The sequence below is a fragment of the Betaproteobacteria bacterium genome (assembly GCA_009693245.1).
Taxonomy (GTDB): Bacteria; Pseudomonadota; Gammaproteobacteria; order Burkholderiales; family SHXO01; genus SHXO01.
In genome coordinates this window covers 1-21,361 of the sequence record SHXO01000058.1, presented here as the reverse complement: position 1 = coordinate 21,361, position 21,361 = coordinate 1, and the positions used below count along the sequence as shown (strand labels likewise).

Genomic DNA, 21,361 nt, shown 5'->3' with positions numbered 1-21,361 from the left:
AATTGTCGCGCATCGCGCGCGCGATGGCGGCGATCTCGTCCGCCGTGGGGCGCTTCATTAGCATCGCGACCAGAAAGCCCGCGATCTGAACTTCGGTGATTAACTCGTCGCGCATGTTCTCGACGAATTCGGTGACCTCGGCGGGCGTGAGATCTTGGTTGCGTGTAAGCTTGCCGAGCGATTCCTTGAACATAGTCCTCTCCCTTGGGTTAGTTGGATGCGCGCCCCGCCGCGCGGCGCGGCGCGCGAGTATCAAACACCACTTGGGGCGAGCGTGTCAAGCGGCGGTTCAGGCACGCTGCCGTTGCGATCCGCGGAAGACGAGACCTCGCGGCGAAAAATCCTTGGGCGAGATCTCCATCCGCTCGCGGAACAGCCAGCGGCATAGCCTTCGCTTCCGCGCCCACCGCACCTCCTCCAAAACCGAAATACCAATAGCGGCATCTCAACTCGCGAATTGCTTTATCTCATCGTAATATGGACGTGCATTTGCATGGGCAGGCACTACCCTGCCAGGCGCCGCGGCGCTGCCCCATGCACTCCGCCCCAGATCCGGGAATCACGCGCGGATGCGGCGCCATCCGTGTTCATCGAAATAACATAGAGGAGAACTTGCAATGAAACGCACTACTTCCGCTGTTGCTACCCCATCTAACGAACAGCCGCGGGAAATGGACCGCCGCCGGTTTTTTCTAACGGCGGGTGCCGGCATGGCCGGTGCCCTGGCAGCCGGTAATCTGGCTGGCATTTCCGGGGCATTGGCCGCAGGCTAGAATCCGCCCTCCTACCGCACGCCTTCTTACCGCGACCTTTATGGCGGCAAATGGGAAGCGCTCACGGCCAAGGGCGCCGACACCTTGTTCGGCAGGAAGCTCCTGCGACCCGAGGATTTCAAGCACTACAGCGTGACCACCCGCGATCAGCGTGGCTACGACGTCAAGTTCCATTATGTGCGCGAGGGCAGCGGGGAGACCTTGTTCCTCTTCCACGGCTGTCCCGGCTTCTGGTGGGACTACTGGATGAATATCAAGGAGCTTGCCAAGCACTTCGACGTTATCGCCGTGGACATGCGCGGCTACGGGGATACGGACAAGCCCGGCTACGACTCTCGAACCAACCGCATCGGCCTCGACCCCGTGGACCACTACGATCTGAACACCACGGTGGACGATCAAATGCTGGTGGCGAAGGCCCTAGGCATCGAGAAAGCGCATTGGGTGGGGCATGACTGGAGCTCGCTCACCATGCACAAGTTCGTGCGGCGCTATCCCGAGATGGTCAAGAAACTGGTGCTCGCCAACCCCTTCCTGCCAGGTGCCGAGGCGCGTTACTTAAGCCCGGCCTTCCATGGCCATTCCTACTACGCCTCTTTCCACAGCACGCCGCTGGCAACGGAGCTGGTGGGATCGAGCCGCGAAGCCACGAAGATTTATTTCCGCTGGTTCTTCAATTGGTGGTCCGCCAACAAGGCGCTGTGGACACCGGAGGAAATCGAGATCATCACCGACAACTTCGTGAAGCCTGGGAACGTGGAAGGCGGCTTTAGCTGGTATCGCGCCAACCTGAGCCCGGCGGCGAGAGGGTGGGAGCCGAGGGATTACGTCCCGACGCACATCCCCACGCTGTGCTTGTGGGGCGAAGGCGATACTTGCGTCATCATCGACTGGTCGGATCTCGTTCCGCAGTACTACCTCAACTTGAAGTACATCCCGGTGCCAAACGCCGGCCACTTCACCATGCGTGAAGCGCCAGACGTGTTCAACAAGGAAGTGATCGCGTTCCTGAAGCGGTCGTAAGCGAAGGTTATCCCCCTCCCAGCTCGGGAGGGGGATGCGGTACGTTATCCGAATGTACCCATGGGACCGGGATAGCTCACTTCATCGAGCTTCCCGCTATCCACGTCGTAGATGAAACCGCGTACGGTGATGGCATCGGGTCCGGTCGTGGGAATCCACGGATGATTCAATATTCGCGAGATTCCCCGGCGCACATCCCAGGCGAGGCGCTCGCTGTTCTTGGCATCTCGCGGTGCGTCCAACGGCTCAATGGGTCCGCGAAAAGCGTGGAAATCGGAAGGGGTGGAAGCCGACTTCCCGCAACTTCTAAACTCCCTGCTCGTTGCTTGGCCTAATAGTTTCTCCGCCGCGGGATCGCCTTCAAGGCCGGCCTTCAGCAGATCGTCGGTGAAGGCCAGCATGCCGCAGCGCGTGTGATGAATCAGGATCACTTCGTTCGTGTTGAGCAGGTGGTGGGAAATGATGAGGCAGCGAATCGCGTCCTCCGTCACCACCCCGCCCGCATTGCGGATGATATGCGCATCCCCCGTTTGCAAGCCGAGCAAGTCTTCCACGTCCAGCCGCGCGTCCATGCACGCCACCACGGCGACCCGCTTGGAGGGCTGGATGGGTTGCTTCCCAGGATGAACCGGCTTGTGCAACGCTTGGCCGCTCGCATACTGCTTGTTATTTTCCAAATATTGGTCAGTGTTCGATTTCGCCATGGTTTCTCCTTTTGCATGTGCGGGGCCGGCAAGATTGGAGTTGAACCGGGCCCGGCCCCGCCAAGTTCGCGGATTCGATACTACTCCACGATAGGGCAGCATAGCCTCTGTGTCTCTGTGGTGAGGTTTTTATGATGAACGAGGAACACCATGGCCAAACCAAGCATCGATCTATACACCTGGGCCACGCCCAACGGATGGAAGGCATCCTGCACCTTGGAGGAGTTGGAGATGCCCTACATCTTGTATCCGGTAAACATCATGAAGGGGGAGCAGAAAGCTCCTGAGTACGTGAAGCTCAACCCGAACGCCCGCATCCCCGCCATCGTCGACCACGATGCCGAAGACTTCGCGGTATTCGAGTCCGGTGCGATCATGATCTACCTCGCCGAGAAGGCCGGCCGTTTGCTCCCGGCGGAACGTAAGGCACGCTCGCGCGTAATCCAGTGGTTGATGTTTCAGATGGGCGGTGTGGGGCCCATGCAAGGCCAAGCCAATGTCTTCTACCGCTATTTCCCCGAACGTTTGCCCAGCGCATCTCCCGCTACCAAAACGAAGTGGCGCGGCTGTACGGCGTGCTCGACCGGCAATTAGCGGACAACGAGTGGCTGGCTGGGGATTTTTCCATCGCCGGCATCGCCAATTGGAGCTGGTGCCGGATCCATAACTTGGCGGTGGTATCCGTGAGCGAGCTACCGAATTTGCGGCGATGGATGGCGGCGATCGATGCACGGCCCGGCTGCGCCAAGGGTGTGCGGATCCCGCATGAAACTGACTACAACACCCCTCAAGATGCTAACGCAAGCGCCTTGGCCAAGGATGTGCAGGCCATATTGGTGCGCTAGTTTCTACTGGCGTGTAGAAACGGCTGCTGCAAAGTTCAGTTCAAGAACCCCGCCTCCCGCGGCAACCACAGCGCCAACTCCGGGAACGCGATGATCAAAGCAAGCCCGATGAGCTGCAGAATCACGAACGGAACTATGCCTCGGTAGATATGTGCCATGGTGACCGATGGTGGCACCGTTCCTTTCATGTAGAACAGCGTGAAGCCGAAGGGCGGCGTCAAGAATGAGGTCTGCAAGTTGACCGAAAGCATCACGATGAACCAAGTCATGAACAGGATCGGTCCTCCCTCCCCCAGATGAGCACTGAAGTCCGCGCCTTGCAACACGGGTGCGAAGATGGGCAGCACGATCAAGCAGATTTCCAACCAATCGAAAAAGAATCCCAACACGAAGGTGAGAACCATCATGAAGATGAGGATCTCCCATCCGGTGTTGAGTCCCGCCTTGCGCAAGAGGTCCACCACGACCTCGTCGCCGCCCAGGGAGCGGAACACGAAGGAGAACATGGTGGCGCCGAAGAAGATGAAGAACACCATGGCATTGGTCAGAGCGGAAGATTCGATGGTTTCGCGCAAGGACTTCATGCTCAAGCGCTTCTTCCACCACGCCAGAAGCAGCGCACCGAAGGCACCCACACCGGCGGCCTCGGTCGGAGTGGCCCATCCACCAAAGATGGAACCCAATACCAAGGTAATAAGAAAAGTGGGCGGAACAAAACTCTTGAAGATCATCGCCCAAAATTCGCCGCTGGTTTTCGGCCCTATGTCCTGGGGCAAGGGGGGCGCCAACTCAGGTTTGAGGAAGCTAAGGCCGCCGATATAGATCACGTACAGCAAGGACAGAATCAGACCGGGAATCACGGCGGCGGCGAACAATGAGCCCACCGATACAGACAGCAAGTCCCCCATGATGACGAGCATGATGGAAGGCGGAATCAAGATTCCCAGGGTGCCGGCGGAGGCGATGGTGCCCACCGCCAGTTCCTTCTGGTAACCCCGCTCCATCATCGCCGGTAGCGCGATCAAGGTCAGCATCACAACCGAAGCGCCGACGATGCCGGTGGTCGCCGCCATGATGGTACCCATCAAGGTGACCGACATGGCGAGCCCGCCTGGAATCCTTCGCAGCAACACTTGCAGGCAATGTAGAAGATCGTTGGCGACGCCGCTTCGCTCCAGAACCGTGCCCATGAAAATAAACATGGGCACCGCCACCAGAACCGGATTCGAGGCCGCCGAGCCGAAGATGCGCGGTAACAAGTTGAAGAACTGTACCGGCATGAAGACATCGAGCCAGATTCCGATGACGCCGAATATGATAGCGATACCGCCCAGCACGAAGGCCACCGGAAAACCGCAGAACAGCGCCAGCGTGAGGACAAGAAAGAGGATGAGGGAAAGATGGTGCGCGATCCATTCCATGGCGGCCTCCTAACTCGCGGCCTTGGCGCCGCCGAAAGATGCCGCGGCGCGCAGCCTTTCCGGTCCATGCAGAAACACGATCATCCGCATGAGCACCGAGAGCACCGCGAACAGTAGGAGCACCAGCCCCGCCAGAAGAAACGTCTTGGGAATCCAGCGGTAGGGCAGTCCATTGGCGGACTCGGAGCCCTCCATGTCAACGAAGGAAATCCAGGCGAAATCCGCCGCGAAATAAATCGCCACCAGGGTGTAGGGAAGCGCGAAGATGATGCAACCGAGTAATTCCAGCATGGCGTGCGTGCGCGGCTTGGCGTTGGTGGTCGCGACATCGATGCGCACATGGGTGTTGCGGATATAGCCCATGCCGATCCAGAAGGAGAACAACGCCGTGTGAAGGTGCCACTCGAGTTCTTGCAAGCGCGTGGAACCCATGCCAGGAATCTGAAAACCGAATTTGCGGGAGAGCACGTCGAACATGATGACGGCCGTGGCCGCGAGAAAGAGCCACCCCACGGCCGCGGAAATTTTCTCCAGCACTGCGCCAATGGCGTTACTCGCCGCAAGAAGCCGGTCCATGCTCTCCTCCTTTTTGGAATAAATTACGACAGACCCCGGCGGGCCGGCTAATTCTTCAGATATCCATACTCACGCCAAAGGGAATAATTCGCCCGGAACTGCGAGTAGGAATCCCACACCTTCTTGAAGTTGGGATTCTTGGCCGATTCCTCGGCGACGACTTCGCCCCAAGCTTTCTCGTAAGCCTTGAGAATTTCCGGGGACCAGCGCATTAACTTTACGCCATTCTTATTGCGCATTTCCTGCATGGCCTTCCACTGCACCGCTTCGCTATGCGCGGCGACATCGCGCATCATGTCGCCGCAGGCCAATTCGAGCACGGCCTTTTGGGCGTCGGCCAGGGCATCCCATTTGGCTTTGTTGATGAGCAAATGAACGATGGACGCCTGCTGGTGCCAGCCCGGAAAGTAGTAGTACTTCGCCACCTGGTGGAACCCCTGCCGCTGGTCCAGGGCGGGCATGGAGAACTCGGTGGCGTCGATCGTCCCCAACTGCAGGGCCTGGAAAATATCGCCAGGCGCCAGCAACTGAGTGGACACCCCAAGGCGTTCCATCACCTTGGCGCCAAAGCCGAAGAAACGCATCTTCAGTCCCTTGAGATCGTTGATGCTCTTGATCTCCTTGCGGAACCAGCCTGAAGCCTCGGGCGCATGAATGCCGCAGGAAAGCGGATGGATGCCATGCTTGTGGAACATCTCCTGTTGCAGCTCACCTCCACCGCCGTAGTACATCCAAGCCATGTACTCTGGGATGGTCGGACCGAAGGGCACGGTGGAAAACATATTGAACGCCGAATCGGTCCCCGCGAAGAACCCGGCACTCGACCACGCCGCGTCCACCGACCCCTTGGAAGCCGCCTGGATGGACTGCAAGGCTGGGACGAGAGCGCCCGGCTCGTGGAACTTCATCTCGATGGACCCGCCGGAGGCCCGCTTTACCCGCTCGGCATAGCGAGGCCCCGCCTCTCCCACGATGGGAAGACTGTTGGGGAAATTATTGGCGACATTGAACTTGACCTTCGGATCCTGCGCCGCGGCAAGGCCGGCCGCCAGGATTCCCACCGATGCGAAAGCTGCCCGTGTGAAGCGAATCGAAGCCCTCATAGCCCTCCTCCATATATGTGTTGTAACCGCCCAACCGCTCGGCGCCGTTACCGCAGGTCCCAACGGCAAACCTGCGCGAGAGTACCAGCCGCGTTCCGGCTTGGGAATCCCAGCGAAGAGCAAAGCCTCAATGCCACCTGAGCGGCAACCAGATGCGGCTCCCCGGCCCTCGGAGCACGCTGTTCGGTCTGGCTGCACGGGATTCTTCGTTCGAACCGCGGGGAGCTTCCGCCGCGCTAACCGCATACTTCATATCTCGTAAGCAATGTAAGGGCGGAACATCCACCAGGGCCGGTTACGATATCATGAGCCGGTTCGTGCAAGTGCGGCTTCCCCAACGGGCGGCTAAACTCATGGAAGTCAGAGCACGAGCACTTCGCTATCCTCAACAACAAATCGTGCCCACGCCCGTCGTCAACATAGAAGACCTACGCAAACTCGCGCGTGCGTATCTCCCCAAGGCAGTGTTCGAGTTCGTGGACGGTGGCGCGACGGATGAAGTTTCCTTGCGCGCCAATCGAGAGGATTTCGGGCGCTACCGCTTCGTCCCGCGCGTCAACACCGATGTTTCGCGGCGCGATCTCTCTACTACCATCCTTGGCCAGCCTGCCAGTCTCCCCATCATCATTGCACCCACGGGTCTCGCGGGCCTGGTCAGGCGTAAAGGGGAATGCTTGGAGGCGCAAGTGGCCACGCGTCTAGGCATTCCCTACTGCCAAAGCCAGATGTCGGCCTCCAGCATCGAGGAGGTGAGCGCGGCGGCGCCCGGCGCCCATTGGCTACAAGTCTATTTGCTGAAGGAGCGCGAGATCAACCGCCGCATCATGCACAGAGCGCGCGCCGCTGGCTATCGCACCTTGGTACTCACGGTGGATACCAAGACGCAAGGCCCGCGCGAACGCGATATGCGTAACGGGTTCGTCATTCCGCCGCGCATCACGTTGCGCAATTTGGCCGATGCGCTGCGTTGCTGGCGCTGGACCTTGGACGTGCCGCTGGGCCCCACCGTGACCTTCGCCAATCTCGCCGGTGAGACCCATTCCAAGTCCGATCTCTTCACCATCGCCGAGTACATCAAGGATTTGTACGATCTGAGTTTCGGCTGGGAAGCGCTGGAATGGTGCAAGAGCGAGTGGCAAGGACCGGTTGCGGTGAAAGGTATCTTGTCGCCCGAAGATGCGAGGCTCGCCGTACAACACGGAGCCGATGCGGTGATCGTTTCCAATCACGGCGGCCGGCAATTGGATAGCACCATATCCGCCATCGCCGCCCTCCCCGCCGTGGTGAATGCGGTGGGCGGGCGCGCGGAAGTCATTCTCGATGGCGGCGTGCGGCGCGGAATCGATGTGGTGAAGGCATTGTGCCTGGGCGCTCGCGCGTGCATGGTGGGACGGCCGTTTCTTTACGGGCTGGCCGTACAAGGCGAAGCCGGAGTGGATAAAGTGGCCGAGATATTTCGTAGAGAGATAGACTCGGCCATGTTGCTTCTAGGACAATCCTCCCTCGGCGGTTTGGTTCCTGGTCTTCTCGCTCATCCGTAGCCTGTAGTAAATTGCAGCAGGAAGGGCATTCAATGATGTGAATGGCGCCATTCCCACGGCGGAATGGGTTTTCTGCGTGCACCCCAGAGCCCGGCGTGCCGTCCGCGCGCCTGTTCTTCCGCCTGGGCGTAACGCTCCCTATCCTCCACGGTTTGCTCATGCGCGTAATGCCGGTAATGCCATCCCATTCCCGCGCTGATTTGGGCGAGCGCGGCATCCAGCGTGCGCTTGCAAGTAGCCGAGGCGTTGGGGCACGTATTCGCCGGAGCCACCCAGAGCTGTCCAATCAAGCGGCGATACTCATCTTTCTTGTACCAGTCCACGCTCACCGGTTTGCGATACACCAACGCGCGCAAATTACGAGTGGCGTTGATGCCATGAGGTTGCGCTTTCTCGGGAGCGTCCGACCACGACAGGCGCACCCGGAAGCGCCGGCGGTTGGAATCCGTCACTTCGACGGTGTCGCCGTCAATGACCTTCACCACGCGGCCTTCGAGAATTTCCGCGCGGGCATGCTGCCATGCAAGGCAGCACCAAAGAAAAATCAAACGCGGCCTTCAAACTTTCGTGCTCGTGGCGCTAACCGCGACGGATGCTTCACCGTGCTCCGCGCCCAACACCCGGTCACGGCCGCTATGCTTGGCCCCGTACAACGCCCGGTCCGCCGCCGCGATCAACTGTTCGGCTTCCTCGCCATCCTCCGGGTAGGTCGCCACGCCTCCGGAAATCGTGATCTGTTGGAGCGGCGTACCGCCATGGACGAGCCGCAACTCCCGCACGTTTTGCGCGATGCACCGTGCTCTTTGCAAAGCCTGCTCCTTGCCGCAATCGGCCAGCACCAAGGCAAACTCCTCGCCGCCATAGCGGCATGCAATGTCGCCCGCGCGCACGCCAGATTTGAGTTGCTCCCCCAGCCCTCGCAGCGCGATGTCGCCCGCATCATGGCCAAAGGTGTCGTTAAGGCGCTTGAAATGATCCGCGTCGAGCATGATGACCGACAGGGCTTTTTCGCTTAGCTTGGCGCGAAACACCTCGCGCCTGAGGGTTTCATCCAAGTAGCGGCGGTTGTAGCGCCCGGTCAGCGAATCCACGATGGACTGGCGGCGCAGAGTTTCCCGCAGCGAGAAACTCGACAAACCTAGGGAGATTTGCTCCGAGAAAGCGTGCGCCAATCTTTGTGCGCGCTCATCGGCCACCCACGAAGCCCCTTGTGTCGCTTGAACACATACCAAACCCAGAATCTCGCCTTGGGCCATCAGCGGCAAACACAATTGCGGAAGCGTGTCCGGCGCGATACTGGCGGAATGGGGGCAGATCAAATCCTAGTCCCTTGAGCGTACCGTGTGCGGCGGGCCACGGCGCAGGGCCCAGCACGCCGCCGGATCGAGAACCTCCGGCATGGCCTGCGGAGTTCCCCAAGTCGAGCTGCGCTCGAGAACGTTGAGCGAGGGCCTGAACAGGTAGACCGCGGCGCTGGTGTCGCGGAATAGTTGCGCGCCGAATAATCCTATGGTGCGCAGGGTTTCCTCCATGGAAGACGGCGATTCGAGCCCCACGGCAAGCTCCGCGAGCAGCGAGATTTGCTGGTTACGGATTTCCAACTCGGCCAGGCCTCGCGCAAGACTCTCCGCTGTCGTGCGCTGGGCGACCTCGGCGTTAGCACGCTCTCGCAAGGTGCGGTAGCCCAGCACGAAGAGCACCACGAGCATCCCCATGTTGATCACGCTCACGGTCACGCCGATGGTGGTGGCGCGCTTCACGCGGCGCTCCAATTCCGCCGCTCCATTGGTCACGCGCAGTTGTTCCAAGTCGATCATGCTACCGATGTCTCCGCGAATGCGGTCCATGCGAGGCCTGCTCTCGCTGCGATTCACCAGCTCCACGGCAGCGGCCAACCCTTTGTCTCTCCGGGTAGTCACGAGGCTCTCTAGCGAACGCAAGCGTAAGTCCACTATGGGTATAACTTCCTTCAACTTGGGCGCTTGCTGGGCATCGGCGGCGAATTCGGTGCGCGAATCGCCTATGAGATCGCGTAACCGGCTCAAGGCTCCGTGATACGGTTCCAGGAAATCGGATTCGCCTGAAATGGCGTAACCGCGCGCGCCGCTCTCCGCTTTAGTAAAGCAGCGTCAATATTTCATGCAGCGTGTTGAGGTTGCGCTCCACGCGCGTGAGATCATCGCGCGCCTCCCGCACCCACTCCAAGGTTTGCAATGGCGTGAGAGCGTTGGCCGCCATGACGAACAACGCCGCCCAGAACAGGACTTTGAGACTGAATACGCGCTTCATGGTTCGCACCGGGATATCTTCAACTCATACTGTGACCACGATCTTGCCGAAATGGTTGTTCGATTCCATACAGCGTTACACCAATATCGTGCTCTTGCAGGTAATAGCGTTGCGACTACCCGGCGCGTCATTTTTCCTTATGCGCGACTGGATGCGTCCCGGCCACGGGCCGGCTGCGGAATCACGTTAGCGTTGGATTAGAGCCGGCTACCCAGATTGATTACTCTCTCGGTGGTCACACTGCGCACATCCATCTCGAACTCCAGCCCCTCGATAGGTGGCCGGCAATAGTGCCACGTGAGACCACCACCGTTTCTCGTGCGGCTAACGATCTCATCGCCCAAGAAGGGGTGAAAATCGTGCACGGTATAAACTTGGCTCGCCGTTACATCACTCCAATTCGCGCCAAACGCCTTAAAGCGGCGCTCCATCGTGTCCAGTACGAAGCGCGCTTTGCTGCGCAGGCCCGCCGCCGACAAATCCTCGCGCGCCACGATGTCGTCCGGAAAACTTCCGCCCTCGGGCCATTCTCCGCTGCCGGCCACGATAAAGGTTTGCTCCGCTTCCACGGAGGGTACGGTGTAACAAAAAGCGTAAAACGAAGGCTCCACCAGAGGTGCGATCTCCGGCGTAACGTTGGATCGCGCGACGGGGTTGAGTCCATCGCGATACAACCCCCACTCTTTCAACACATCCACATAGGTCTTATTGAACTCGCCGAATCCTCCCATGCTGAAAGGTTTAGGCGAGCGTAGTTCGGCGGCGCATAGTGCCGTGCGCGGGCGGCCCATGGCGGCGAGGTGTTTCTCGATAGCGCCGAACCCCTGTATCAGTGACAGCGGTGAAACAAAGCGAGCACGTTCGATGGAATAACCTTTCCCTGCCTTGACCCCTTGCGAATAGGGAAAGCCACCCTTGAGGAAGTGGTAGCCACCCTCGGGAAAATCCATGAGTTCAGGCGTATTCATGTCCCGACTCTAACCGGCGCGCTCATTTTTCGCAACAGCGCGATCACGCTCAAGGCCGTGATGCGGCCGGTTCTCGGATTCTCCGACGGAATGTTTTCGATGGTCATGGTGAATCTCGCCGAGTCGGACTCCACCTCGATTCGATGGGTATTTCGCGTCACCGTTGGATCCGCCCATATTTCCACCTGTGTGCGGTCCGGGCCAATGCCGGCCAAGGACAAGGCAACCGCCACGTTAAGGTTCGCGGGAAATCCCTTCGCCGCTTCCCGCGCCGTGCCGGAGAAGATCTTCAATGGCGACTCGATGTCCTCGATATCGATGTTGTTCTCCGCCAGGAACGGCGCACCGAGCAGGCCGGCTAAAGGCTTGCGGGTCACCATACGCACCGATTCAATCTTGCCTTCCGCAGCCGCCGTCACGGCATCAAGGCCGATCAATGCTCCGGTTGGTACGATGATCTGAGCCCCATGCTGCCCAGCAAGATCTTCCAGATGACTATTGGCGAGCAAGGCCCCACAGGACAACACTATGAGTTTCTTCCCTGACCTTAGCACCGGTTCCGCGATCTCCGCCAGGAGGCGGGCCGGTGCGCATTCGATCACGATGTCCGCATGTTGTGCGAGCACCGCCAGCGGCACGATGGGTACTGGCTGCGCCAACTCCTTGAGAAATGCACTTGCCTTCGCCTCGTCCCGCGCGGCAACCGCCGCCAGACGAAGCCCAGGAATGCCCTTATCCAGCGCACGCGCAAGCGCTCGGCCGATCGCACCCAATCCTGCGATGGCGACTCCTAAGTCAGAGCTATTCGGCATGCGTTGACTTCTCCTGCGGCGGGTGTATGACTCGTTACCACAACGAGACTATACCAACGGGCCAGTTACCAAGCACACGGGCATCGGTGGAAGGGACACGTAACCGGAGCCGAACTGATTGTGTTTCTCCCGCCAATCTCCTATGCTGCCATGGCATTATGTACTTCCGCGTTCCAATCCCAGGCTGGCATTTCCGTCAGCAGACGGAGCTACCTCATCCTGCGCAGGCATCGCGGCTATCGTGTCTTGTCACCTTACTTGCAAGGAGAAGATCATGAACCCGAACGAACTGTCCCGCCGTCAATTCCTAAAAAGCGCAGGTGGTGTAGCGGCCGGCGCCATCGCCGCGCACATGGTCGCCGATAGCGGCATATCCGCCGCCGAGGCGGCAACCCCTGGCAACTAGATATGTAGCATGGATGCCGTAACGCTGGCTCAGCGCATTCGCGCCAAGCAACTCTCGCCAGTCGAGGTCGTCGATGCGGTGCTCGCGCGCATGGACAAGTTGGAACCGGTCCTCCACGCTTTTTGCGCGCCCACTCCGGAATTAGCTCGCGAGACCGCTAAGCGAATCGAGGCAGACATCATGGCTGGGCGCTCCACCGGAGCGCTCGCGGGCGTGCCCATCGGGATCAAGGATCTCGTCTTGACCAAGGGCATCAAAACCACCTCGGGCTCCTATCTCTATAAAGATTACATCCCCGATGAGGATGACGTGATGGTCGAACGCCTAAAGGCAGCTGGCGCGGTTATCCTCGGCAAAACCAATGTCCAGGAACTTGGCTATAGCGGGGCGAGCCACAATAAAATTTTTCCCGAGACGCGCAATCCATGGAACACCGAACGCACCTCGGGAGGATCGAGCGCCGGGTCCGGCGCGGCGGTAGCCGCGGGGATGGGTCCTTTTGCCATCGGTAGTGACGGCGGCGGATCCGTCCGTATCCCAGCGGCGCTCTGCGGAGTGTACGGATTGAAGGCTTCGATGGGCCGTGTACCCTTGTATCCAGGGGCACGCGATGAGCGCTTCCCGGGCGTTTACGGTTGGGAATCCATCGAACACATCGGGCCGCTCAGCCGCACCGTGGCCGATTCCGCCCTGATGATGAGCGTTATCGCCGGCCCGGACTCGCGCGACCGGCACTCCCTGCCCGAATCCAACTTTAACTGGATGAATGTCCTGCGAGGCGAACTCAAGGGAAAGCGTGTCGCCTACAGCCCGGATTGGGGCTACGCGCGCGTCGATACGGAAGTGCGAGAAGTGGTGAACAAAGCCGTGCGAGTATTCGAGAAAGACCTTGGCTGCAACGTCGAAATCGCGCACCCTGGCTTCCCCAATCCCCTTGGAGATTTCGTCAGTCTCATCATGCTCGAAACCGACCTCAAGGGGATGCGCGAATTGGTGGACAAGTACGAGGCTCACATGATGCCCCACCTGGTGGGATTGATTCGCACCAAGTTCACCGACGAACAATTCACCAACGCGGTCATGGCGCGGAAGGCTGTGGTGAACAAGCTATGGCGGTTCATGAACAAGTACGACTTGCTTCTCACGCCCACCGTGTCGGTGGCAGCCTTCGGACTCGGTATTCAAGGTCCCGAGACCATCGAGGGTGAGAAGGCCGCGCCCTTCGATTGGCTACCGTTCACTTTCCCCTTCAACATGAGCGGACAACCGGCGGCATCGGTGCCCGCGGGCTTCACACGCGACGGGTTGCCCGTAGGCTTGCAGATCGTCGGCCGCCATCTGGACGATCCGCTGGTCCTACGCGCTTCGGCTGCGTTCGAACGAGCCGCACCGTGGAAGGACCGGTGGCCAACGATTGTGGCTAAAGCGGGGTGAAGGGGTTAGGGGGCCGGGGGCAATGAGCGTGGGGAACAAGGGAGAACCACCATTAGGCGTTGTCCCCTTCCCCGCTCCATAATAGCTCTTATCAAAGAAAAAACAGTGCTAGGGGAATCATCATGAAGAACGGATGCAAAGGGCCGGCGGTTTTCATGGCGTTGTTTGTCGCTGGCAGTGCCTTTGCGGAGATGAAGAACGAACCCGCCGATTTTCAGGGCGTGACGTGGGACGAACCCTTCGGCATCGCCGGCGCCCGGATGGTCATCTTGCGCGACGAAGGCACGGTCAAGTACTACAAGCGGGCGGGCGACACACTGAAATTCGGACGCGTGGATACGGTCAAGATCGCCTATCGCTACTATAAGAACCATTTCAGCTCCGGCGTCATTCAAACCTTTGGCGGCGCGAACCAAAAGGCAATCCTCGATTCTCTGGCCGGCATGTTCGGCGATCCCGTCCGGCCGCGCCAAAAATTTCTACAGTACTTCTGGGATGGCGAGAATGCCTACATCGTCCTGACCTGCGAGGTGAACTCCTATTGCGTCACGGAGATCAACTCCAAGGTAGTCATCCAACGGGAGCAAGCGGAGACAGGGGAGGTGGCGCCGGTACAACGTAGGGACGAGGATTGAAATCAAGCCAACAGATCAATCAATGCGGCCCCTTTTCGCCACTGGCTTATGACGGGTAAGAACATCAGGCACCCGACCGAACCCTCTTGTAATCGTAGTCCTTGAGCAAGCCCACGCTTCCGTAGAGATCGAGAATCTTCTTTTGCTTACTGGCCTGGACAAAGCGGCGCAGGGCAATATTCACGGCCTCGCGCTTCGTACCCACTTTAGCGAGCTTCATGGCTTCTCGTATAAGTTTTTCATCGAGGACGATGTTCGTTCGCACCTTACACCACCATGTGTGTATGCAGTGCCAGTTTATGCGCCGTCCTGGCCACGCGCAAGCCGCCTCTTCGCCGCGCACACTAGCCTCCGCTGAAACTGCGTTTCTTGCTCCTTTGTTTTGGCCGCGCAAAACAAAGGCACTTGCTGGCGGGCTACGCCCGCAGAATTTCTTGTTAATAGGTCCCCGAAGGCTTACTTGCGCTCGGTGCCACTTGCCGCATCTCCGCCACCGCCGCCTTGGCAGCCGATGCGAGAAACGCATTATCCGCCATCAACGTGACGAACTGATAGCCCTGGGCGATCATCTCCTTTGCCATGGCCGTGGAGCCGCAGTGGATGCCGGCGTAGATGCCGTGCTTCTTCGCACCTGCCATGATGGTCTTGATGGCATCGAGCACCACCTTGTCCGTGGGTACGCCCGAGGGTGGATAGCCCAGCGAAATGGCGAGGTCGTTCGGTCCGACGTAGAGCGAATCTAGGCCCGGCACGCTGAGGATCTCATCAAGATTATCCATCGCCTGCTTGGTTTCGATCATCGCCATGGTGATCAACGTCTCGTTGGCGTGCTTGAAATAATCCGCGCCGCCGTACCACGTGGCCCGCACCGGGCCGAAGCTTCTGTATCCGCGCGGCGGGTAGCGGCAGGCACCCACGAACGCCTCGCATTCGGCGCGCGTATTGATCATGGGGCAGATGATGCCGTAGGCACCCGCATCCAACATTTTCATGATGATGCCAGGCTCGCACCATGGCACGCGAGCGAGCGGCGTCGTGTTGGTGGTGGCGATTGCCTGGAGCATGCTGATGCCCACTTGGTAATCCAGGTGCCCGTGCTGCAAATCGACGGTCAGCCCGTCCCAGCCTGCTTGCGCCATGTTCTCCGCCGCGATGGAACTGGGAATGCCCAACCAGCCATTGATGACGGCACCGCCTTTTTTCCAAATCGATTTGATTGTGTTTTCTCGCACGGTTAGTATCCAGTGTGTTGGTCAGGGGTAACATCATAAGCCATTCCGGGTCATGGCCCGGGGCACAGGGGGAGGATGTCATGAATGCCAGAAAGTTCAACCGCCGCCGTTTTCTCGGAGCCTCGCCGGCCCTAGCCGTCGCTCCCTATATTCGTACCTCTCGTGCCGCGGGTTCCTTAGTCGTGGGCTTCTGGGACCACTGGGTACCCGGCGCGAACGAGGCCCTTGCCAAGTTGTGTAACGAGTGGGCCGCCAAGGAGAAAGTCGGTCTCAAGATCGATTTCATTACCTCCCAGGGCAATAAGCTGCTCCTCACCATCACCTCCGAGGCCATGGCTAAATCGGGGCACGACCTCCTATCCTTTGGCACTTGGAACGTCACCGCGCAGGCAAAGAATTTGGAGCCCGTGGATGACATCGTGCAAGGGCTCATCGTGCAGTACGGGGCCCCGGCGGCCGCCGTGGAATATCTGGGTAAACAAGACGGCCGCTGGGTGGCGGTGCCTGCAACGGCGGGCAGCCAAATGAAGGGCCCTTGCGGGCGCATCGATTTATTCAAGCAGCACGCCGGTATCGATCTCACGAAAATGTATCCGGCGGGCGGCCCTCCGGACAAAGCCCTGGCCGATAAGTGGACCTGGGACGCCTTCCTGATGGCGGCCGAAAAGTGCCACAAGGCTGGTTTTCCCTTCGGCATCGGTTTCGGGCAAACGGCGGATTCGGTGGATTCCGCCGGAGCGCTATTCGCCGCCCATGGCGCGCATCTGGTGGACGCCAAAGGCAACATCACGGTCACGTCCGATGCGACCCGCCAAGTACTGGAGTACGCGAAACGCCTCGCGCAGTTTCTCCCGCCAGACGTCTTCGCCTGGGACGATGCCTCCAACAACAAATGGCTGATCTCGGGCAAAGGCACGCTAATCATGAACCCGCCCAGCGCCTGGGCGGTGGCCAAGCGGGACAATCCCAAAGTCGCCGAGCAGTTGTGGACCTTTCCCGCGCCTAAGGGGCCGATGGGACGCTACCATCCGGGCTTGCCGTTCTACTGGGGGATTTGGAAATTTTCCAAGAACAAATCCGCGGCGCGCAGCCTGCTCACCTATCTCTCGCAACGTTCCTCCTCCGAGCAACTGGTTCAAGGCAGCGGCGGATTCGATATGCCGTCGTTCGCCAAGCTGCGCGACTTCAAGATCTGGAACGAGGCCGGACCGCCCAAGGGTACGCTGTCGCATTACCCTCCGTCGGGAGATGTGATCGTTTCGATTCCCGGCGCGCCCGCGCCCGCGGCCATCGCCAGTCAAATGTTCGCCCAGGCCACCATGCCCAAGATGATCGCCAAGTTCGTCCAGGGCGGCGAGTCCATGGACAAGGTGATGGGCTGGGCTGCCTCCGAGCTTGAAGGATTCTTTCGCACGTAGTTCACGGCTCTCATGAAAAACTTCACGCGGCGCAAATCGGCGATTGCGTTCTTGATGGCGCTGCCCCTCATTGTCATCATCGGCTCCCTGGTGCTCTACCCCGCCATCTACTCGCTCTACCTCGCGACACTCAACAAATCCATGGAGCGCTTCGTGGGGCTGGCGAACTTCAGCTTCCTGTTCAAGCGCGAGACTTTTTGGATGGTGGTCAAGCAGTCGGTCATTTTCGCGGTGACGGCGGTATTCTTCAAGGCGCTGATCGGCTTGTTCGTCGCGCACTTCGTGCACAACCTCCCCGCCAAGGGCCAGCGCATGTGGCGCGGAATGCTGCTGGTGCCATGGGTGATTCCGCCAGCCATGAGCACGCTCGCCTGGTTATGGTTGTTCGACCCGTCCTACAGCGCCTTCAACTGGATATTCGAGAGCTTCGGCGCCAAGGGCATTCCTTGGCTGGGAGATCCTTACTGGGCGCGCTTCGCGGTGATCCTGGTGAATGTCTGGTTCGGCGCGCCTTTCTTCATGATCATGTATCTGGCCGCGCTGAAATCCGTACCCGAACAGCTCTACGAGGCCGCCGCCATCGACGGCGCCAACTGGTGGCAGAAACTCCGGTTCATCACCTTACCCATGATGCGCAACATCATCTCCATCACCGTGCTGTTCTCGCTGATCGTCACCTTCGCCAATTTCGACATCGTGCGCGTGCTCACCGCGGGCGGGCCGGTGGACCAAACCCACGTGTTCGCCACTTGGGCCTTTAGAGTCGGGATCGAAGGCAACGACATTCCGCTGGGCGCCTGCGTCTCGCTCTTCATGTTGCCCATTCTGGGCATCGCCGCCGTGTTCATCTTGCGCGACGTCACCCGCCGCGTAGGCGAAACATGAGCATGGCAACGCCAGCCGCAGCTACTGTTCCCGCGAGCAGGCCGGGGCTCGGAAGCATGCGGAGTGACCGCCGCCGCGCGCTCTACTGGTCCTACTTCTTCCTGGTTCTGTTCGTCATCTTTTTCCTCACCCCGCCGCTGTACATGCTCATTACTTCGCTCAAGACGAGCGCGGAAATCTCCACGGGCACCAATCCTTGGTGGGTGTTCAGTCCCACGCTGCAAAACTACAAGGAACTACTGACCTCGCCCACCTACCTTACTTTTTTCCGCAACTCAGCCATCGTATCCGTGCTGGTAGTGACGATCACCATGGCGGTCAGCATACTCGCCGCCTTCTCGCTGTCGCGCATGAAATTCTGGGGCTCCGCTACCCTCGCAACCGGCGTATTTCTCACCTACCTGATTCCGGAAACCTTGCTGTTTATTCCATTGTTCAAGATTTTCGTGTTCGTGCAGGAATGGACTGGCATCGAACTCATCAATCATTGGTGGGTGTTGCTCATACTTTATCCCACGCTCACGGTGCCGTTTTGCACCTGGATCATGATCGGCTACTTCAGCAGCATCCCCAAGGAACTCGATGAGGCCGCCCTGATCGACGGGGCGAGCTACACCCAGATGCTGACCAAGATCTTCATCCCCGTGGCGCTGCCCGGCATCATCGCCGCCACCATCTTCGCTTTCACCGTGTCGTGGGCGCAGTTCCTCTATCCGCTCGCCTTCACCACCTCGGCAGACCAACTGGTCTTGCCCGTGGGCATCATCACCACCTTGATCAAGGGCGATGTTTTCAATTGGGGCCAGATCATGACCGGCGCGCTCTTGGGCGCGGCACCCCCGCTCATCATTTACGCCTTTCTCATGGACTATTACATCGCCGGCCTCACGGCGGGCGCCACCAAAGGATAGCCATGGCCGAGGTCGTCCTGCGCAATCTGGTGAAGAAGTACGACGAAGTTCTCGCGGTGCGAGGCATCGATCTGGATATCGCCGACAAGGAGTTCGTGGTGCTGGTGGGCCCCTCGGGTTGCGGGAAGAGCACCACACTTCGCATGATCGCCGGGCTCGAGGACATCACCGGCGGCGAGGTGCTGATCGGCGGTGACATCGTGAACGACGTGCCGCCCAAGGACCGCAATATCGCCATGGTGTTCCAGAATTACGCGCTCTATCCCCACATGACGGTATTCGAGAACATGTCCTTCGGCTTGATGTTGAAGAAGACGCCCAAGGATGAAATCAAACGCCAGGTGGATAACGCCGCGCGCATCCTCGACATCAGCGAACTGCTGGAGCGCAAGCCGAAGCAACTCTCCGGCGGGCAGCGCCAGCGCGTGGCCATGGGGCGCGCCATCGTGCGCAACCCAAAGGTGTTCCTATTCGACGAGCCGCTCTCCAACTTGGATGCCAAGTTGCGCGTGCAGATGCGCATCGAGATCAAGAAGGTGCACCAGAAATTGCGCACCACCACTATCTACGTCACCCACGACCAAGTGGAAGCCATGACGCTCGCGGACCGGGTGGTGGTCATGAACGCCGGCATCATCGAGCAAGTAGGGCCGCCCAACGTCTTGTATCACGAGCCCGCCACCAAGTTCGTTGCCGGATTCATCGGGTCACCCTCCATGAACTTCATCCCTTGCGGGCTGGAAGAGGCGGCGGGAGGGTTTTACGTCCGGCTCACGGACAATATTCGATTCCCGGTGCCGGACAACGCAGACAACGCGCGTTACCGGCCGTACATCAATCGCGGGGGACTCCTCCTTGGCCTGCGGCCAGAGCATATACTGGAGCGGCGCTCGAGTTTGGAGCCCAATCAACATCCTTTCGATATGAAGCTCGATGTTACCGAGCCCATTGGAATGGATACGCTTGTATATTTCTCCGTCAACGGGGGCGAGGTCTGCGCCCGGGTGAGCCCAAACGCCGGCGCACAACCAGGTAAAACCATGACGCTGGTGGCGGATCTCAACCATATGCATCTCATCGACGACAGCACCGGAAAGGTCATCTAGAAGAATGAGTCTCAATACCCTAACCATCGCCGCTGATACCTTGAGCGCATTCGTGTCTGGCATCTTTGCCAAAGCCGGTTGCACGCGCGGTGAAGCAGACCGAATTTCCATCTACTTGCTAGCCGCCAATTTGACCGGCCACGACAGCCACGGTGTTATTCGCGTTCCGCGCTACATTCAGTTGATGAACGACGGTCTGGTGCATGCCGGCCAAAAGGTTCAGGTCGTATCCGACACACCGGTACTGTGCGTCGTGGATGGCCAGTACGGCTTCGGCCAGACCATCGCGCCCCAGGCCGTGGAAATCGGCATTGGCAAGTGCAAGCAGATGGGGTTGGCGGCGGTGGCGCTGCGCCACTCGGGTCACATCGGAAGAGTCGGTGACTGGGCCGAGATGGCGGCGAAAGCGGGGCTGGTTTCCATCCACTTCGTGAACGCCACGGGGAGTGCGTTGGTGGCCCCCTTCGGAAGTTTCGAGCGGCGCTTCTCCACCGCGCCCTATTGCGTGGGCGTACCCATCCCAGGCCGCTCACCTTTGATTCTCGATTTCGCCACCTCGCTCGTGGCGGAAGGCAAGGTGCTCGTGGCGAGCCAAGGCGGTAAGAACATTCCTTCGGACGCATTGATCGGCCCAGATGGAGAATTCAGTAACGATACGCGGTTGCTCTACGGCGATTTCCCCACCACGGGCAAGCGCGATATTCTCACGGGAAAGGGAGCCCTCCGCGCCTTTGGTCATCACAAGGGCTCGGGCCTGGCACTTATGTGCGAGCTCTTGGGAGGTGCTCTGACGGGTAACGGATGTCCTGCCCCCGGCAAACGCTTTTCCAACGGAATGTTCTCTCTGTATATCGATCCAGCCCGCCTGGACGCCTCCGAATATTTTCCGGAGGAAGTGGCGCGCTACGCCGAGTACGTCAAGTCCGCCAAACCGGCGCAGGCAGGCGATGAAACCCTGCTACCGGGAGAGCCCGAGGAGCGCATGCGCACGCTAAGATTGGCGAAGGGGATTCCCCTGGCCGAAGAAACCTGGGCCTCCATTGTGGCCACCGCGCGTTCGCTTGGCGTGGCCGCACCCGGGCACGCCTAGAATCTATGTCGTATTGAGATTTCCTAAATTCATGACCAAGATTTTATTCAAGGCCGTTTCCCTCATCCCCACCCTTCTCCCGGGTGGAGAAGGGCTTTTCCTCCCTCGCCCTCCTGGAGATGGAACGAGGGTGAGGGAAACAGTAGCAAGAAACCCGGCCTACCATGTCTTCTCATATGCGCAATAAAC

Annotated in this window: 22 protein-coding genes and 1 pseudogene; 11 read left to right on the top strand and 12 right to left on the bottom strand. The window is 59.5% G+C overall.

The genetic code is table 11. From position 1 onward, the window contains the following. A partial coding sequence (locus EXR36_10590) for an anthranilate phosphoribosyltransferase (protein ID MSQ60064.1) occupies nt 1-193 on the bottom strand: 193 nt, incomplete at its 3' end. 664 nt (nt 194-857) lie between these two features. Between EXR36_10590 and EXR36_10585 the strand changes: the two genes are divergently transcribed. Then, nucleotides 858-1,796 carry an alpha/beta hydrolase gene (locus EXR36_10585; protein ID MSQ60063.1) on the top strand — a complete coding sequence of 313 codons (939 nt, stop codon included), beginning with the start codon at nt 858-860 and terminating at the stop codon, nt 1,794-1,796. Between the two features lie 44 nt (nt 1,797-1,840). Here EXR36_10585 and EXR36_10580 read toward each other — a convergent pair whose 3' ends face one another. Beyond that, on the bottom strand, nt 1,841-2,500 hold the full coding sequence (locus tag EXR36_10580; protein MSQ60062.1) for a carbonic anhydrase: 660 nt from the start codon (nt 2,498-2,500) through the stop codon (nt 1,841-1,843). Between the two features lie 150 nt (nt 2,501-2,650). On the opposite strand from EXR36_10580, the pseudogene EXR36_10575 reads away from it, so the two are divergent. Continuing rightward, nucleotides 2,651-3,345: pseudogene (locus EXR36_10575) on the top strand (glutathione S-transferase). A 35-nt stretch (nt 3,346-3,380) separates the two neighbouring features. On the opposite strand, the gene EXR36_10570 reads toward EXR36_10575, so the two are convergent. From EXR36_10570 to EXR36_10560, 3 genes are read right to left on the bottom strand one after another with little or no spacing between them, the layout of a single operon-like run. Continuing rightward, nucleotides 3,381-4,766: a TRAP transporter large permease subunit gene (locus tag EXR36_10570; protein MSQ60061.1), complete on the bottom strand. Its 1,386-nt coding sequence runs from the start codon at nt 4,764-4,766 to the stop codon at nt 3,381-3,383. 9 nt (nt 4,767-4,775) lie between these two features. Then, nucleotides 4,776-5,342, bottom strand: coding sequence for a TRAP transporter small permease subunit (locus EXR36_10565; protein MSQ60060.1), 567 nt, complete (start codon nt 5,340-5,342; stop codon nt 4,776-4,778). Nucleotides 5,343-5,389: 47 nt separating this feature from the next. Beyond that, a complete protein-coding gene (locus EXR36_10560) occupies nt 5,390-6,445 on the bottom strand; it encodes a TRAP transporter substrate-binding protein (GenBank protein MSQ60059.1) in 1,056 nt (351 codons plus the stop codon). Between the two features lie 152 nt (nt 6,446-6,597). Here EXR36_10560 and EXR36_10555 point away from each other — a divergent pair, with 152 nt between their 5' ends. Continuing rightward, nucleotides 6,598-7,986 (top strand): alpha-hydroxy-acid oxidizing protein, encoded by a 1,389-nt coding sequence (locus EXR36_10555; protein ID MSQ60058.1) that lies wholly within the window; start codon nt 6,598-6,600, stop codon nt 7,984-7,986. Nucleotides 7,987-8,015: 29 nt separating this feature from the next. Here the strand turns inward: EXR36_10555 and EXR36_10550 are convergent, their stop codons facing one another. The 5 genes from EXR36_10550 to EXR36_10530 all read right to left on the bottom strand — a co-directional run bounded on the left by EXR36_10550 (nt 8,016) and on the right by EXR36_10530 (nt 12,055). Next, nucleotides 8,016-8,534 (bottom strand): nuclease, encoded by a 519-nt coding sequence (locus EXR36_10550; GenBank protein MSQ60057.1) that lies wholly within the window; start codon nt 8,532-8,534, stop codon nt 8,016-8,018. A gap of 9 nt (nt 8,535-8,543) precedes the next feature. Next, nucleotides 8,544-9,305, bottom strand: a complete 762-nt coding sequence (locus tag EXR36_10545; GenBank protein ID MSQ60056.1) for a sensor domain-containing diguanylate cyclase — start codon at nt 9,303-9,305, stop codon at nt 8,544-8,546. A gap of 3 nt (nt 9,306-9,308) precedes the next feature. Then, the gene (locus EXR36_10540; protein MSQ60055.1) at nt 9,309-10,073 is read right to left on the bottom strand and encodes a hypothetical protein; all 765 of its coding nucleotides are present in this window, start codon (nt 10,071-10,073) and stop codon (nt 9,309-9,311) included. 399 nt (nt 10,074-10,472) lie between these two features. Next, nucleotides 10,473-11,243 carry a hypothetical protein gene (locus EXR36_10535; protein MSQ60054.1) on the bottom strand — a complete coding sequence of 257 codons (771 nt, stop codon included), beginning with the start codon at nt 11,241-11,243 and terminating at the stop codon, nt 10,473-10,475. Next, nucleotides 11,240-12,055 (bottom strand): aspartate dehydrogenase, encoded by an 816-nt coding sequence (locus EXR36_10530; protein MSQ60053.1) that lies wholly within the window; start codon nt 12,053-12,055, stop codon nt 11,240-11,242. Before EXR36_10530 ends, EXR36_10535 begins: the two co-directional genes overlap by 4 nt. Nucleotides 12,056-12,197: 142 nt before the next feature. Between EXR36_10530 and EXR36_10525 the strand changes: the two genes are divergently transcribed. The 3 genes from EXR36_10525 to EXR36_10515 all read left to right on the top strand — a co-directional run bounded on the left by EXR36_10525 (nt 12,198) and on the right by EXR36_10515 (nt 14,530). Continuing rightward, complete coding sequence (locus EXR36_10525; protein MSQ60052.1) at nt 12,198-12,461, top strand: hypothetical protein; 264 nt, start codon at nt 12,198-12,200, stop codon at nt 12,459-12,461. Nucleotides 12,462-12,470: 9 nt separating this feature from the next. Beyond that, nucleotides 12,471-13,895, top strand: coding sequence for an amidase (locus EXR36_10520; GenBank protein MSQ60051.1), 1,425 nt, complete (start codon nt 12,471-12,473; stop codon nt 13,893-13,895). A 122-nt stretch (nt 13,896-14,017) separates the two neighbouring features. Next, entirely contained in the window at nt 14,018-14,530 is a 513-nt protein-coding gene (locus tag EXR36_10515) for a hypothetical protein (protein MSQ60050.1), read from the top strand. 64 nt (nt 14,531-14,594) lie between these two features. On the opposite strand, the gene EXR36_10510 is transcribed toward EXR36_10515, so the two are convergent. After that, nucleotides 14,595-14,795, bottom strand: a complete 201-nt coding sequence (locus EXR36_10510) for a type II toxin-antitoxin system VapB family antitoxin (protein ID MSQ60049.1) — start codon at nt 14,793-14,795, stop codon at nt 14,595-14,597. A 172-nt stretch (nt 14,796-14,967) separates the two neighbouring features. Next, on the bottom strand, nt 14,968-15,762 hold the full coding sequence (locus tag EXR36_10505; protein ID MSQ60048.1) for a 2,4-dihydroxyhept-2-ene-1,7-dioic acid aldolase: 795 nt from the start codon (nt 15,760-15,762) through the stop codon (nt 14,968-14,970). A gap of 80 nt (nt 15,763-15,842) precedes the next feature. Here EXR36_10505 and EXR36_10500 point away from each other — a divergent pair, with 80 nt between their 5' ends. Genes EXR36_10500 through EXR36_10480 form a run of 5 tightly spaced genes read left to right on the top strand, consistent with a single transcriptional unit; the run spans nt 15,843 to nt 21,172 of the window. Beyond that, nucleotides 15,843-17,180, top strand: coding sequence for an extracellular solute-binding protein (locus EXR36_10500; protein MSQ60047.1), 1,338 nt, complete (start codon nt 15,843-15,845; stop codon nt 17,178-17,180). A 12-nt stretch (nt 17,181-17,192) separates the two neighbouring features. Beyond that, nucleotides 17,193-18,065: a sugar ABC transporter permease gene (locus tag EXR36_10495; GenBank protein MSQ60046.1), complete on the top strand. Its 873-nt coding sequence runs from the start codon at nt 17,193-17,195 to the stop codon at nt 18,063-18,065. Between the two features lie 2 nt (nt 18,066-18,067). Further along, complete coding sequence (locus EXR36_10490; protein MSQ60045.1) at nt 18,068-18,976, top strand: carbohydrate ABC transporter permease; 909 nt, start codon at nt 18,068-18,070, stop codon at nt 18,974-18,976. A 2-nt stretch (nt 18,977-18,978) separates the two neighbouring features. Further along, nucleotides 18,979-20,082 (top strand): sn-glycerol-3-phosphate ABC transporter ATP-binding protein UgpC, encoded by a 1,104-nt coding sequence (ugpC, locus tag EXR36_10485; protein MSQ60044.1) that lies wholly within the window; start codon nt 18,979-18,981, stop codon nt 20,080-20,082. A 4-nt stretch (nt 20,083-20,086) separates the two neighbouring features. Further along, nucleotides 20,087-21,172: a malate/lactate/ureidoglycolate dehydrogenase gene (locus tag EXR36_10480; protein MSQ60043.1), complete on the top strand. Its 1,086-nt coding sequence runs from the start codon at nt 20,087-20,089 to the stop codon at nt 21,170-21,172. Nucleotides 21,173-21,361 lie beyond the last annotated feature (189 nt).

Bases quoted from the DNA above. Each gene is read 5' to 3' on its own strand.
- EXR36_10580 (MSQ60062.1), bottom strand. From the start codon at position 2,500: ATGGCGAAATCGAACACTGACCAATATTTGGAAAATAACAAGCAGTAT.
- EXR36_10570 (MSQ60061.1), bottom strand. From the start codon at position 4,766: ATGGAATGGATCGCGCACCATCTTTCCCTCATCCTCTTTCTTGTCCTC.
- EXR36_10565 (MSQ60060.1), bottom strand. From the start codon at position 5,342: ATGGACCGGCTTCTTGCGGCGAGTAACGCCATTGGCGCAGTGCTGGAG.
- EXR36_10560 (MSQ60059.1), bottom strand. From the start codon at position 6,445: ATGAGGGCTTCGATTCGCTTCACACGGGCAGCTTTCGCATCGGTGGGA.
- EXR36_10555 (MSQ60058.1), top strand. From the start codon at position 6,598: ATGCGGCTCCCCGGCCCTCGGAGCACGCTGTTCGGTCTGGCTGCACGG.
- EXR36_10535 (MSQ60054.1), bottom strand. From the start codon at position 11,243: ATGAATACGCCTGAACTCATGGATTTTCCCGAGGGTGGCTACCACTTC.
- EXR36_10530 (MSQ60053.1), bottom strand. From the start codon at position 12,055: ATGCCGAATAGCTCTGACTTAGGAGTCGCCATCGCAGGATTGGGTGCG.
- EXR36_10525 (MSQ60052.1), top strand. From the start codon at position 12,198: ATGCTGCCATGGCATTATGTACTTCCGCGTTCCAATCCCAGGCTGGCA.
- EXR36_10520 (MSQ60051.1), top strand. From the start codon at position 12,471: ATGGATGCCGTAACGCTGGCTCAGCGCATTCGCGCCAAGCAACTCTCG.
- EXR36_10515 (MSQ60050.1), top strand. From the start codon at position 14,018: ATGAAGAACGGATGCAAAGGGCCGGCGGTTTTCATGGCGTTGTTTGTC.
- EXR36_10500 (MSQ60047.1), top strand. From the start codon at position 15,843: ATGAATGCCAGAAAGTTCAACCGCCGCCGTTTTCTCGGAGCCTCGCCG.
- EXR36_10495 (MSQ60046.1), top strand. From the start codon at position 17,193: ATGAAAAACTTCACGCGGCGCAAATCGGCGATTGCGTTCTTGATGGCG.
- EXR36_10490 (MSQ60045.1), top strand. From the start codon at position 18,068: ATGGCAACGCCAGCCGCAGCTACTGTTCCCGCGAGCAGGCCGGGGCTC.
- ugpC (MSQ60044.1), top strand. From the start codon at position 18,979: ATGGCCGAGGTCGTCCTGCGCAATCTGGTGAAGAAGTACGACGAAGTT.
- EXR36_10480 (MSQ60043.1), top strand. From the start codon at position 20,087: ATGAGTCTCAATACCCTAACCATCGCCGCTGATACCTTGAGCGCATTC.